Source organism: Pseudomonas sp. H2_A10 (assembly GCF_054680085.1).
The window spans coordinates 1,700,703-1,713,000 of the sequence record NZ_CP162821.1 but is presented as its reverse complement, the minus strand read 5'-3'; the positions used below and the strand labels follow the sequence as shown (position 1 = coordinate 1,713,000).

Below are 12,298 nucleotides of genomic sequence, written 5' to 3'. Positions count from 1 at the left end.
AAGCCTGCTACGTCTGACTTACACTGGGCTCCACCCTTCTCATCTGTAACAAGGAATAACCTATGGGCGTGATCAGTGAGTTCAAGGCCTTCGCGGTCAAAGGTAATGTGGTCGACATGGCCGTCGGTATCATCATCGGCGCCGCCTTCGGCAAAATTGTTTCCTCGTTCGTAGGCGACGTGGTGATGCCCCCGATTGGCCTGTTGATCGGCGGCGTGGATTTCGGTGACCTGGCGGTGACGCTCAAAGCGGCCCAGGGCGATGCGCCCGCCGTGGTGCTGGCGTACGGCAAGTTTATCCAGAGCGTGATCGACTTCGTGATTGTCGCGTTTGCGATCTTTATGGGCGTGAAGGCCATCAACCGCCTCAAGCGCGAAGAAGCCGTGGCGCCAAGCCTGCCGCCGACGCCGAGCAAGGAAGAGGTGCTGCTGGGCGAGATTCGCGACCTGCTCAAGGCACAGAACGACAAACCGCTTTAATCCGCCTGAGCTAGCAAAAAAGGCGCCTGTTTGCAGGCGCCTTTTTTATTACCAGTAGTTTTCCACCGCCACTTGCCCTGGGCGGCGGCTCAGGCTCAGTTGCAGGTCACGTTGTTTGAGCAACTGGCGGGTGTCATCGACCATTTGCGGGTTACCGCAAATCAGCACGCGGGAATGCTCAGGGGTCAGTTCAACGCCGGCTGCGCGTTCCAGTTCGCCATTTTCAATCAACGCGGTAATGCGCCCATTCAGCGCGCCCGGATGCTGTTCACGGGTGACAATCGGTATGTAGGTCAACTTATGTGCGTACTCGGTCAGGTACTCACGCTGCCCCAGCTCGTTGATCAACGATTGATAGGCCAGCTCTTTGGCTTCCCGGGCGCTGTACACCAGAATGATGCGCTCGAATTTTTCCCAGGCCTCGAAGTCCTGCAGGATCGAAAGAAATGGCGCTACCCCGGTGCCGGTGCCCAGCAGCCACAAGTCGCGGCCGTCCACGAAGCGGTTCAGGGTCAGGAAGCCCGTGGCCTGGCGTTCCACCATCAGCGTGTCGCCTACCCGCAGGCGACTCAGCTCACTGGTGAACTCGCCTCCTGGAACCACAATCGAGAAGAAATCCAAATGTTCATCAAAGGGTGAAGACACCACGGAATAGGCGCGCCACACCGTAGTGCCGTCGGCCTTGGTCACACCCAGGCGCACGAACTGGCCGGCGGTAAACCGAAAACCCGGATCGCGGGTGGTACGCAGGGTAAACAGGCTGGGGGTCAGCGATTGCACATCGAGCAATGTCTGGCGGGTGAATTTTTCAGCACTGGCCGTCATGGGGAACTCCGTTTTGCACAGAGCCCTAGTGTCCCTCAAAGTCGCACCGGCTAACACCGGTGATTTGTGCGGTATTGCGGCCCCGCATCTTTTACGCGCTGATACGTTGTAAAAACCTTTATTTTTTTGCGGGAATTCACCGCAAAAACCTTGTTTAAAATCAACTAATCATTTCGCTATTAATGGGCCGGCCTATACCGCCAGATGACGTAAATGCTTTAACTAGCTATCAATTTGGCATCACTTACAACGCCTTAAATTAAATAAAATTTTTACTGATGCCTAAACCCTCTTATACAAAACAAAACACCTTGTACAAAATCAGATTTTTTAAATACTGCGGGGAGATAAACTTTTTTCCCACCAACAAGTAGCCGTTATCCTACAATCATTTCCGTGCTTCGTTGGGATTCAGGACGTACCCAAGTCACACAGACATTCATGGAGAGTTATAGATGGTCAACTGGCGCAACACACGGCTCCCAAGACAGGAAGAGGAAGACCAGATCACCGATGTTTTTGAAATGGTTATCAACGAGACATTCGCGCTCGGCTTCCAATTCTGTTCCTTTAAGATGAGTACCCATCAACTTACGCACCCAAAAAATCTGTTTGAAAAAAACAACTATCCAGATGAGTGGAACCACCTTTATAAACAAGCAGCCTTCTCTGACGACGACCCGGTTGTAGCCCACTGCCAGCGCTCCGTACTGCCTTTCGTCTGGCACGAAACCTCTTTCAACGGCGCTCCTAATCTGTGGGCATTGGCCAAGACCCATGGTGTGCACTTGGGGTGGACCCAACCGCTGCACGGGCCAAGGGGCGTGTTCAGTATGCTGACGCTGGGCCGAAGTAAACGTGAGATCACCCCGGAGGAGCTTTACGAAAAAGCCGGCAATGCCCTGTGGCTGTGCCACGCAATGCACACCGTTGTAGCGCACAAATACACGAACGAACCCGCTGATAAGCCCTGCGGTAACTTGACGCCGCGTGAGATCGAAGTGCTCCGTTGGTCGGCATTGGGCAAGACCGCGGGCGAGATCGCCAAGATTTTGTGTTTGTCTGAACGTACCGTCGGTTTTCACAACTGCAGTTCGATGCGAAAGCTGGGCGTCAATAATAAGATTGCCGCCGTCATGGTGGCAGCGAAGGCCGGGTTTCTTTAAACGCCTCATGTAATCCTTGCGGAAAAAACGTAACATTCTCGACCAGTTCCGGGTGATGACGCAGTTAGCAATCTCGCGCCGCCGTTCCCCCGGATGGTTCGATTACCCAGAGTTTCCCCCGCCATGCCCCTGCTCCAAAGCCCCTTCGCCCAGCTCGATCTGATCCGCCAGCCCGAACAGCATAACGATCCGCTGCAAGCCTTCGATGCCGCCGATGAGTACTTGCTCAGCCACTTGGCCGAACAACAGCCTGATGCGGCAACCCGCGTGCTGGTGCTCAACGACAGCTTCGGCGCCCTGGCCGCCAGCCTGGCAGGTCGGGTGCAGGTGACGTCCAGTGGCGACTCATTCCTCGCCGCGCAAGGGCTGGAGAAAAACCTGGTACGCAACGGCAAGACGTTTGATGCCGTGACGTTCGTACCTGCCAGCCAAACCCCCACCGGCCCTTTCGACCGCGTGCTGGTCCGTGTGCCCAAGACCCTGGCGTTGTTGGAGGAGCAACTGATCCGCCTGCAAGGCCAACTGGCACCGGGCGCCGAAGTGATTGCCGGGGCAATGGTCAAGCATCTGCCACGGGCGGCCGGTGAATTGCTGGAGCGCTATATCGGGCCGATGCATGCTTCATTGGCCGTGAAGAAAGCACGACTGCTGATCGCGCCCCTTGCGGATCGGCCGGCGGCGGTCTCGCCCTACCCGACGCGCTATACCCTGGAAACCCCCGCCATCGAACTGCTCAACCACGCCAACGTGTTCTGCCGCGAAGGCCTGGACATCGGCACCCGCGCGTTCCTGCCGCACCTGCCCAAGGGCCTGGGCAACGCGCGCGTGGCGGACCTGGGCTGCGGCAACGGCGTGTTGGCGATTGCCAGCGCGCTGTACAACCCTGACGCGCAGTACACCTTGCTGGACGAGTCGTATATGGCCGTGCAGTCCGCCGCCGAGAACTGGCAGGCCGCGCTGGGCGACCGCGCGGTGACGGTCCGCGCCGGCGATGGCCTGGCCGGCCAGGAACCGCAGTCCCTGGACGTGGTGCTGTGCAACCCACCGTTCCACCAGCAGCAGGTAGTGGGTGACTTCCTTGCCTGGCGCATGTTCCAGCAAGCCCGCGAAGCGCTGGTGGTCGGAGGCGCGCTGTATATCGTCGGCAACCGTCACCTGGGTTATCACAGCAAGCTGGCGCGCCTGTTCCGGGGTGTCGAGCAGGTGGCCGCGACGCCGAAATTCGTCATCCTCAAGGCACGCAAATAAAAAAACCCTGCCGATCTCGCGAACGGCAGGGTTGGAAAACCGGGCCGCGAGGCCCGGATCGGGATGTCAATGCGTGGTCAGGCCGGCCGCATTCATAAACATGCGCATCAGGCTGGCGACAATAAACAGGGCCAGCACACTGCCGGTCCAGATCATCGCGAGCCACCCAAGGCGCCGCCACAACGGCTGTTTCTCGGCCTGTTCGATATCGTGCAACGTAGGTTTGCCGGACATGCGACGACCCTCCTAGTGATAACCGTCTTCATGGGTGACCTTGCCGCGGAACACGTAGTAGCTCCAGAAGGTGTAGCCCAGGATGAACGGGATGATGAACAAGGTGCCCACCAGCATGAAGCCCTGGCTTTGCGGCGGCGCGGCGGCGTCCCAGATCGACACTGAAGGCGGAATGATGTTCGGCCACAGGCTGATGCCCAGCCCGCTGTAGCCGAGGAAGATCAGCACCAGCGTCAGCAGGAACGGCGTGTAGTGCGCATTGCGCGCCACGGCGCGAACCAGCCCGTACATGGTCACCAGCACCAGGAGCGGCACCGGCAGGAACCAGAACAGGTTCGGCAGGGTGAACCAGCGCGAAGCGATTTCCGGGTGCGACAACGGGGTCCAGATACTGACGATGCCGATCACCGCCAACACCACGAAGGCCAACGGCCGCGCCAGGTTGTGCATCTGCTCTTGCAACTTGCCTTCGGTCTTCATGATCAGCCAGGTGCAGCCGAGCAAGGCATACGCCACGATCAGCGCCACGCCGCAGAACATCGTGAACGGTGTGAACCAGTCCAGCGAGCCGCCGGCGAACTGCCGGTTGACCACCGGGAAGCCGTCAATGAACGCCCCCAGCGCCACGCCCTGGAAGAAGGTGGCGGCAATCGAGCCGCCGATAAACGCCTTGTCCCACAGGTGCCGCTTGTGGTCCTTGGCCTTGAAGCGGAACTCGAACGCCACACCCCGGAAGATCAGCCCGATCAACATCAGGATCAACGGCAGGTACAGCGCCGACAACACCACCGAGTAGGCCAGCGGGAACGCGCCGAACAACCCCGCGCCGCCCAATACCAGCCAGGTTTCGTTGCCGTCCCATACGGGCGCCACGGTGTTCATCATCACGTCGCGGTCGGTCTTGCCCTTCACGAATGGAAACAGGATGCCGATGCCCAGGTCGAAGCCGTCCATGACCACGTACATCATGATCCCGAAGATGATGATCACAGCCCAGATCAGCGGAAGATCAATACCCATCTCAATGCTCCTTGTGCTGGATGTGGTCGTGGTCTTGGTCGGTGCCATCGTCGGCAGCCGACAACGGACGCGCCGGTGTGCGTTTCTGGCCAGGGCCACCGTGGGTCGACTCGCTGCCTTCGTGAATCACCGGGCCTTTGCGCACCAGGCGCATCATGTAGCCCAAGCCGGCGCCGAACAGCGCGAAGTACACCACCACGAACAACACCAGGGTGATGGTCATCTGCGCCAGGCTATGCCCGGAGGACGCATCCGCTGTGCGCATCAGCCCGTAGACCACCCACGGCTGGCGGCCGATTTCGGTGGTGAACCAACCGGCAAGAATCGCGATCAGGCCGGACGGCCCCATCCACAACGCCAGGTACAGGAACGGTTTGGACGTGTACATCTTGTCGCCCCGACGCAGCCACAAGCTGAACAGCCCGGTGAAGATCATCAGCAAGCCCAGGCCGACCATGACCCGGAACGACCAGAACACAACGGTCGAATTCGGGCGATCCTCAGGCGGGAACTCCTTGAGCGCCGGCACCTGTTTGTCCAGCGAGTGGGTCAGGATCAGGCTGCCCAGGTACGGGATTTCCACCGCGTATTTGGTTTTTTCGGCCTGCATGTCCGGCCAGCCGAACAGGATCAGCGGCGTGGGCTCATTGCCTTTGTTTTCCCAGTGACCTTCAATCGCCGCGATTTTCGCCGGCTGGTGCTCAAGGGTATTGAGGCCGTGGAAGTCACCGATCACGGCCTGGATAGGCGCCACGATCAGGGCCATCCACATCGCCATCGAGAGCATTTTGCGGATCGCCGGGTTGTCCTTGCCGCGCAGCAAGTGCCAGGCCGCCGAGGAACCGACAAAGAACGCGGTGGCCACAAAAGCGGCCGTGGCCATGTGCATCAGGCGGTAGGGGAACGACGGGTTGAAGATCACCGCCAGCCAATCGGTAGGAATCACCCGGCCGTCGATGATTTCGAAACCTTGCGGCGTCTGCATCCAGCTGTTGGACGCGAGGATCCAGAACGTGGAAATCAACGTACCGACAGCCACCATCACAGTGGAGAAGAAGTGCAGCTTGCGCCCCACCTTGTTCCAGCCGAACAGCATCACGCCAAGGAAACCGGCCTCGAGGAAGAAGGCCGTCAGCACTTCATAGGTAAGTAGTGGCCCCGTGACAGCGCCGGCAAAGTCCGAGAAGCGACTCCAGTTGGTGCCGAACTGATAGGCCATGACCAGGCCCGAGACCACGCCCATGCCAAAGTTGACGGCAAATATCTTCGACCAGAAATGGTAGAGGTCACGGTAGGTGTCGTTGCGGGTCTTGAGCCACAACCCTTCCAGCACCGCGAGGTAGCTGGCCAGGTCGATAGTGATCGCCGGGAACAGGATGTGAAACGAGATGGTGAACGCAAATTGAATTCGGGCGAGATCTAGCGCCTCCAAACCGAACATAAGTTTTCCTCTGTCAGGTAATACCGGCTGCTGGCGGGAGCCTGCACCCACTGCCCCCACGGATATGGAGTGTGGCGAATTTCAATTCGTTTCTTTTTTAAACCAGCCACGTAGGGATTCTGGCCTTGCGGCCGCCCGATCAGTTCCTCTGAAGGTTTTGATCTGGATCAAGCATTGCTCAAAGAGTAGTCCCATTTTGTGTGTGCAGTTATGTGGTCTTTTGCCGCGTGACAGCTTGCCTCATGGGGGCTTTCATCGAATCAGTCTTTGCAACTATTTGTTACAGCTTGATGCTAATCTGGCCATTCCCTCCCGCCTTGACCTGAACTCCCGATGCCTAGTGAACCCGCGTTGCTGTTGCGTCACCACCGCCCTTTCATCGCGTTCTGGCTGGCGCGGATCTTCACCGCCAGCGGCTTCCAGATGCTAACCGTGGCCATCGGCTGGAACCTTTACCAACTGACCGGCAACGTGCTGGACCTAGGCTTGGTCGGCCTGGTGGAATTTGTGCCCCGCGTGTTGTTCATGCTGCACACCGGGCATGTGGCCGATCGCTATGAGCGACGCAAAGTCGCGGCCATCTGCCAGACCGTGCAGGCGTTGATCGCGCTGTCCCTGGCCATCGGCGGCCTGACCGGCAATGTGACCCGCGAGATGATTTTTATCCTGGCCTTCGTGCTCGGCGCCGCACGCTCGTTCGAAATGCCCACCACCCAGGCGCTGCTGCCGAGCATTGTGCCCAGCGCGCTGTTCCCCAGGGCCGTGGCTTCGTCGCAATCAGCCCAGCAACTGGCAACCATCGTGGCCCCGGCCCTCGGCGGTTTGCTTTATGCGTTCGGCAGCGTCTGGGTGTATGGCCCCACGGTGGCGCTGTACCTCATCGCCTGCCTGCTGACCCTCAACCTGCCCGCCCGCCAGACCCCGCTGAACAAAGGCAAGGCGACCCTGGATTCGCTGCTGGCCGGCATCCGTTTTATCCGCAGCCGCCCCGACATCCTCGGGGCGATTTCCCTCGACCTGTTCGCCGTGCTGCTGGGCGGCGCCACCGCGCTGCTGCCGGTGTTCGCCAAGGACATCCTGCTGACCGGCGCCTGGGGCCTGGGCCTGTTGCGTTCGGCACCGGCGGTGGGCGCGTTGTTGATGTCATTGTGGCTGGCGCGCTTCTCGGTCGACCGCCAGGTGGGCCGCGTGATGTTCACCGCCGTCGGCGTGTTCGGCGTGGCGACCATTGCCTTCGGCCTGTCCACCTCGTTCTGGTTTTCCCTCGCGGTGCTGGTGGTGCTGGGCGCGGCGGACATGATCAGCATGGTTATCCGTGCGTCGTTCGTGCAACTGGAAACACCGGACGAAATGCGCGGGCGGGTCAGTGCGGTCAACGGCCTGTTTATCGGCGCCTCCAATCAATTGGGCGAGTTCGAATCCGGCATCACCGCGCACTGGTTCGGCACCGTGCCGGCGGTGGTGATGGGCGGCATCGGTACGCTGGTGGTGACCGGGGTGTGGATCAAACTGTTTCCGACGCTGGCGAATCGGGACCGGATGCATGTGCCGGTGGAAGAAGCCAAAGTCTGAGCGTCACCACGCGACCTTATTGGGTAATAAGCCCCCTCCCACAAGGGTTGTGCGGTGTTTTCAGAGCACCTTATCCAACGTGATCGGAAACTCCCGCACCCGCTTGCCGGTGGCGTGGTAGATCGCATTCGCCACCGCCGCCGCCACGCCGACAATGCCGATCTCCCCCACGCCCTTGGACCCCAGGGCGTTGACGATCTCGTCGTGCTCTTGAACAAACACCACGTCAATCTCGCCGATATCGGCATTCACCGGGATGTGATACTCGGCCAGGCTGTGGTTCATGTAGCGCCCCAAACGGTGGTCGACCTGGGTTTCTTCATGCAACGCCATGCCGATGCCCCACACCACGCCGCCGAGGATCTGGCTGCGCGCCATTTTCGGATTGACCACCCGCCCGGCGGCAATCGCGCTGACCACCCGGCTGACCTTGATAGTGCCCAGGTCTTCGTCGACGCGAACTTCCACAAAAACCGCCGAATGAGTGGCGGTGGCATAGCCCTCGCGTTTTTTGTCGGGCTGGCTGTCCACCTGTGCCTCCAGCGTCGCTTGACCACTGTCCTTGACCAGTTGCGCCAGCGACACACTCACATCACCGGTATGCAGTTGGCCGTCTTCAAAGCGCACAGATTCGGCCTCCTTAAATACCGGGTACGTCTGCCGAGCGATGCCCAGCAGTTTGGCCGTCAACGCTTCGCAGGCTTGCTGCACGGCGGTGCCCACCGACGACACGGTAAACGAGCCGCCCTGCAGCGGCGCGGTGGGCAGTGAGGAATCGCCGAGCAGGAAGCTCACATCACCCATGGCCACACCGCTGGCTTGCGCCGCAATCTGGGTCATCACCGTGTAGGTACCGGTGCCGATATCCGTGGTCGCGCTGCTGACCGTCAGTTTGCCTTCAGTGTCGATACGCGCCTTGGCGCTGGCCTTCATTTGCATGGCCTCCCACACGCCGCCGGCCATGCCCCAGCCGATCAACTGGCGGCCATCGCGCATGCTGCGCGGTTCCGGGTTGCGCTGCTTCCAGCCGAACCGCTCGGCGCCCTCGCGGTAGCATTCGCGCAGGGCTTTGCTCGACCAGGGTTTGTCTTCGTTGCCGTTGCGCTCTGCATAGTTGATCAGCCGCAGTTGCACCGGGTCGATGGCCAGGGCGCAGGCCAGTTCATCCATGGCGCATTCCAGGCCGATCAACCCCAGGGCGGCGCCGGGTGCGCGCATGTCCAGCGGCGTGAACACGTCCAGCGGCACCAGTTTGTAGGTCAGTTGCACGTTGTCGCAGTGGTAGAGCATGCCGCTCCACTCCACCACGTGCTCGCTGAAGTCTTCGAAGCGCGAGGTCTGGCCAATCGCCGTGTGCCCCAGCGCCAGCAACCGACCGTTGGCCGCCGCGCCCACTTGCAGGCGCTGCAAGGTGCGTGGGCGGTAGCCGAAGGTGAACATCTGCTGGCGCGTGAGGGTGACACGCACCGAACGCTTGAGCACCAGCGCGGCCATCACCGCCAGCGGCAGTTGGTACTGCGGGCGCAGGCCCGAGCCGAACGCACCGCCGACAAACGCGGCGAAGACGCGCACCTGGCTTTTATCCAGGCCGAAGACTTTTTGCACATAGGCCTGGCAGTTCTGCGGCCCCTGGGTTTTTTCATGGATATGCAACGTGCCGTCCGGCTGATACAGCACGGTACTGGCATGGGGTTCCATGGGGTTGTGGTGTTCGATGGGCGTGCTGTAGTGCAGATCGAGGCTGATGGCCGCGCCGGCCCACTCGGCCTGGAAGTTGCCGCGCGGCGCGGGCGGCGTTTGCGGTGAGGGGTGGGCCCGCTCCTGCTGGGTGAGCAGGTCCGTCTCGAAGGCGTCGCGGTCGTACTCGATTTCGACCAGGGAGCCCGCATGCCGGGCCAGTTCCAGGTTGTCTGCCACCACCAGGGCCAACGGCTGCCCGCTGTAGAGCACGCGGTCGTTGTAGAGCGGGCGAAACGGCGAGCCATCGGCGGCATCGGCGTCGGCAAAAGCGTCGTCGTAGCTGGCGATTGTCGGCCGGTTGAGGTGATGGATAACGTCCACCACACCCGGCAGTGCCAGGGCTTTTGAAGCATCGATACGGGTTACCCGGCCTTTGGCAATGCTGCTGGACACCACGCTGCCATGCAGCAGGCCGTCTTCGGGAAATTCCGCTGCATAACGCGCCTGGCCCGTGACCTTGAGCACACCGTCGACACGGTCCAGGGGTTTGCCGATGGCACTCATGGCTGTTCTCCTGCGACGGCGGCGTCGCTCAAGGCGCGAATGATTGCGCGGCGCGCCAGCTTGATCTTGAAGCCGTTGTGTTCCAGCGGCTCGGCGTCTTGCAATAAGGCATCAGCGGCGTTGCTGAAGGTTTCGCGGCTGACGGCCTGGCCGATCAACGCGGTTTCCACTGCGCGGTCACGCCAGGGTTTGTGGGCCACGCCGCCGAGGGCCAGGCGCGCATCGGTGATCACATCGCCGTTCAGTTCAAGCGCGGCGGCGACGGAAACCAAGGCGAAGGCATAGGAGGCGCGATCGCGGACCTTGAGGTAATGGCTGTGCCGCGCCAACTGATCGGCGGGCAGTTCAATGGCGGTGATCAGTTCATCGTCGGCCAATTGGTTGTCGCGTTGCGGTGCATCGCCGGGCAAGCGGTGGAAGTCGGCGAACTCGATCACCCTGGCGCCGGCGCGGCCTTCGACATGCACTCGCGCCTCCAGCGCCGCCAGGGCCACGCACATGTCCGATGGGTGAGTGGCCACACACTGCTCGCTGGCACCGAGGATCGCATGGATGCGGTTCAAACCGCTGCGCGCCGGGCAGCCGCTGCCGGGCTCGCGCTTATTGCAGGGCACCGTGGCGTCATAGAAGTAATAGCAACGGGTGCGTTGCAACAGGTTGCCACCGGTACTGGCCATATTGCGCAGTTGCGGCGACGCCCCGGCCAGGATGGCCTGGGACAGCAAGGGGTAACGCTGTTCGATCAAGGGGTGCCAGGCCAGGTCGGCATTGCTCACCAGCGCGCCGATGCGCAGGCCGCCGTCGGCGGTTTGCTGGATGTCATGCAGCGGCAGGCCAGTGATGTCGATCAGGTGCTCAGGGTGGCTGATGTTCTCTTTCATCAGGTCCAGCAGGTTGGTGCCGCCGGCGATGAAGCGCGACACACCGCTGCTCAGGTGCACAGCTTCCTGCACATTAACGGGCTTGCTGTAATGGAAGGGATTCATCGCTCACCTCCCAGGGCATCTTCAATGGCATCGCGGATATTGGAATAGGCGCCGCAGCGGCACAGGTTGCCACTCATCAATTCCTGGATTTGCGCCGTGTCGTGGGCACGGCCTTCATTGGCCAGGCCGACGGCGGAGCAGATCTGGCCGGGGGTGCAGTAGCCACATTGGAAGGCGTCATGCTTGATGAAGGCTTGCTGCATCGGGTGCAGTTGGTCGCCGTTGGCCAGGCCTTCGATGGTGGTCAGCTCGGCGCCATCGCACATCACCGCCAGGGTCAGGCAGGCATTGATGCGCTTGCCGTCGCGCAACACGGTGCAGGCGCCACATTGGCCGTGATCGCAGCCCTTTTTACTGCCGACCAGGTCGAGTTGTTCGCGCAGCAGGTCGAGCAAGGTGGTCCAGGGCAGGACGTCCAATTGGCGATCCTGGCCATTCAAGCTCAAGCGTATCGAGTGGGCGACGAACGGTTGGGCCGCCGCGCCATTGGGGGTCGCGCTCATAAACACCTCACGATTGGTGTACGTCCGCGGCGTTCAGGGAAACCGCCGTCTCAAGGGGTACGACTTCCCGGGGTTTTGAGCGTTCAAGCTGATTGATCAGTGGATATTGAGCTGGGTTTTCAGGGTGTTGCGCGGGGGGTTGATCGAGGAGTTGCTGTATTCGAACCAGCCCTGGGCCTCGACGTCCAGGTCAAACACATAGATGTAGCCCATCAAGGTGCCCGCGCCATTGCAGGCCTGGCTGATGTTACCGACCTGGCACACCGCCGTGCGCTGGCCGTTGAGTACCGCGCCGTTGAACAGGCCGACCGGGTTGTTGCCCAGGCCCACCTCCATCACCGACACCTTGGTAGGCCCACGGTGGGTGCACATCTGGGTGCTGCCGGCGCGCTCCGGGATGGTTTCCGTGCACCGCGCCGATTCGACCTTGAACACGCGCACCTCGCTCAAGGCCGGTGCAGTCGCGCTCCACGCTGGTGCCGCGCCCAGCCACAGGCCGAGACAAGGGATCAGGGCTAGACTCCACGCGTTGGCTTTTTTCATGCTGTCGATGACCCGCTGTTGAACGTCGGCGCAGTAT

General features: G+C 61.0%; 12 protein-coding genes. 4 read left to right on the top strand and 8 right to left on the bottom strand.

Annotated elements, in window-relative coordinates:
* Positions 1-62: 62 nt before the first annotated feature.
* On the top strand, positions 63-479 hold the full coding sequence (gene mscL, locus AB4O23_RS07930) for a large-conductance mechanosensitive channel protein MscL (protein ID WP_017528872.1): 417 nt from the start codon (positions 63-65) through the stop codon (positions 477-479).
* A 48-nt stretch (positions 480-527) separates the two neighbouring features.
* Here mscL and AB4O23_RS07925 read toward each other — a convergent pair whose 3' ends face one another.
* A complete protein-coding gene (locus tag AB4O23_RS07925; protein ID WP_460150429.1) occupies positions 528-1,304 on the bottom strand; it encodes a ferredoxin--NADP reductase in 777 nt (258 codons plus the stop codon).
* A gap of 455 nt (positions 1,305-1,759) precedes the next feature.
* Here AB4O23_RS07925 and AB4O23_RS07920 point away from each other — a divergent pair, with 455 nt between their 5' ends.
* A complete protein-coding gene (locus tag AB4O23_RS07920) occupies positions 1,760-2,470 on the top strand; it encodes a helix-turn-helix transcriptional regulator (RefSeq protein WP_017528874.1) in 711 nt (236 codons plus the stop codon).
* A gap of 123 nt (positions 2,471-2,593) precedes the next feature.
* Positions 2,594-3,718: a methyltransferase gene (locus AB4O23_RS07915; protein WP_460062804.1), complete on the top strand. Its 1,125-nt coding sequence runs from the start codon at positions 2,594-2,596 to the stop codon at positions 3,716-3,718.
* A 66-nt stretch (positions 3,719-3,784) separates the two neighbouring features.
* Here the strand turns inward: AB4O23_RS07915 and AB4O23_RS07910 are convergent, their stop codons facing one another.
* The 3 genes from AB4O23_RS07910 to AB4O23_RS07900 are packed head-to-tail and all read right to left on the bottom strand — an operon-like array spanning position 3,785 to position 6,413.
* Positions 3,785-3,952 carry a DUF2474 domain-containing protein gene (locus AB4O23_RS07910; RefSeq protein ID WP_116079121.1) on the bottom strand — a complete coding sequence of 56 codons (168 nt, stop codon included), beginning with the start codon at positions 3,950-3,952 and terminating at the stop codon, positions 3,785-3,787.
* Between the two features lie 12 nt (positions 3,953-3,964).
* Positions 3,965-4,972 (bottom strand): cytochrome d ubiquinol oxidase subunit II, encoded by a 1,008-nt coding sequence (gene cydB, locus AB4O23_RS07905; RefSeq protein ID WP_017528877.1) that lies wholly within the window; start codon positions 4,970-4,972, stop codon positions 3,965-3,967.
* Between the two features lies 1 nt (position 4,973).
* Positions 4,974-6,413, bottom strand: coding sequence for a cytochrome ubiquinol oxidase subunit I (locus AB4O23_RS07900; RefSeq protein ID WP_460150427.1), 1,440 nt, complete (start codon positions 6,411-6,413; stop codon positions 4,974-4,976).
* Between the two features lie 333 nt (positions 6,414-6,746).
* Between AB4O23_RS07900 and AB4O23_RS07895 the strand changes: the two genes are divergently transcribed.
* On the top strand, positions 6,747-7,985 hold the full coding sequence (locus AB4O23_RS07895; RefSeq protein WP_017528879.1) for an MFS transporter: 1,239 nt from the start codon (positions 6,747-6,749) through the stop codon (positions 7,983-7,985).
* A 60-nt stretch (positions 7,986-8,045) separates the two neighbouring features.
* Here the strand turns inward: AB4O23_RS07895 and AB4O23_RS07890 are convergent, their stop codons facing one another.
* From AB4O23_RS07890 to AB4O23_RS07875, 4 genes are all read right to left on the bottom strand, one after another.
* A complete protein-coding gene (locus AB4O23_RS07890) occupies positions 8,046-10,229 on the bottom strand; it encodes a xanthine dehydrogenase family protein molybdopterin-binding subunit (protein ID WP_460062799.1) in 2,184 nt (727 codons plus the stop codon).
* Positions 10,226-11,215 (bottom strand): FAD binding domain-containing protein, encoded by a 990-nt coding sequence (locus AB4O23_RS07885; RefSeq protein ID WP_068935223.1) that lies wholly within the window; start codon positions 11,213-11,215, stop codon positions 10,226-10,228. The genes AB4O23_RS07890 and AB4O23_RS07885 overlap by 4 nt, the downstream gene beginning before the upstream one ends.
* Positions 11,212-11,718: a (2Fe-2S)-binding protein gene (locus tag AB4O23_RS07880; protein ID WP_017528882.1), complete on the bottom strand. Its 507-nt coding sequence runs from the start codon at positions 11,716-11,718 to the stop codon at positions 11,212-11,214. Before AB4O23_RS07880 ends, AB4O23_RS07885 begins: the two co-directional genes overlap by 4 nt.
* Before the next feature lie 96 nt (positions 11,719-11,814).
* Positions 11,815-12,261, bottom strand: a complete 447-nt coding sequence (locus AB4O23_RS07875; protein WP_116079184.1) for a DUF4879 domain-containing protein — start codon at positions 12,259-12,261, stop codon at positions 11,815-11,817.
* Positions 12,262-12,298: the final 37 nt, after the last annotated feature.

Coding starts and splice junctions, on each gene's coding strand:
- AB4O23_RS07895 (WP_017528879.1), top strand. CDS start 6,747: ATGCCTAGTGAACCCGCGTTGCTGTTGCGTCACCACCGCCCTTTCATC.
- mscL (WP_017528872.1), top strand. CDS start 63: ATGGGCGTGATCAGTGAGTTCAAGGCCTTCGCGGTCAAAGGTAATGTG.
- AB4O23_RS07920 (WP_017528874.1), top strand. CDS start 1,760: ATGGTCAACTGGCGCAACACACGGCTCCCAAGACAGGAAGAGGAAGAC.
- AB4O23_RS07885 (WP_068935223.1), bottom strand. CDS start 11,215: ATGAATCCCTTCCATTACAGCAAGCCCGTTAATGTGCAGGAAGCTGTG.
- AB4O23_RS07910 (WP_116079121.1), bottom strand. CDS start 3,952: ATGTCCGGCAAACCTACGTTGCACGATATCGAACAGGCCGAGAAACAG.
- AB4O23_RS07890 (WP_460062799.1), bottom strand. CDS start 10,229: ATGAGTGCCATCGGCAAACCCCTGGACCGTGTCGACGGTGTGCTCAAG.
- AB4O23_RS07880 (WP_017528882.1), bottom strand. CDS start 11,718: ATGAGCGCGACCCCCAATGGCGCGGCGGCCCAACCGTTCGTCGCCCAC.
- AB4O23_RS07875 (WP_116079184.1), bottom strand. CDS start 12,261: ATGAAAAAAGCCAACGCGTGGAGTCTAGCCCTGATCCCTTGTCTCGGC.
- AB4O23_RS07900 (WP_460150427.1), bottom strand. CDS start 6,413: ATGTTCGGTTTGGAGGCGCTAGATCTCGCCCGAATTCAATTTGCGTTC.
- AB4O23_RS07915 (WP_460062804.1), top strand. CDS start 2,594: ATGCCCCTGCTCCAAAGCCCCTTCGCCCAGCTCGATCTGATCCGCCAG.
- AB4O23_RS07925 (WP_460150429.1), bottom strand. CDS start 1,304: ATGACGGCCAGTGCTGAAAAATTCACCCGCCAGACATTGCTCGATGTG.
- cydB (WP_017528877.1), bottom strand. CDS start 4,972: ATGGGTATTGATCTTCCGCTGATCTGGGCTGTGATCATCATCTTCGGG.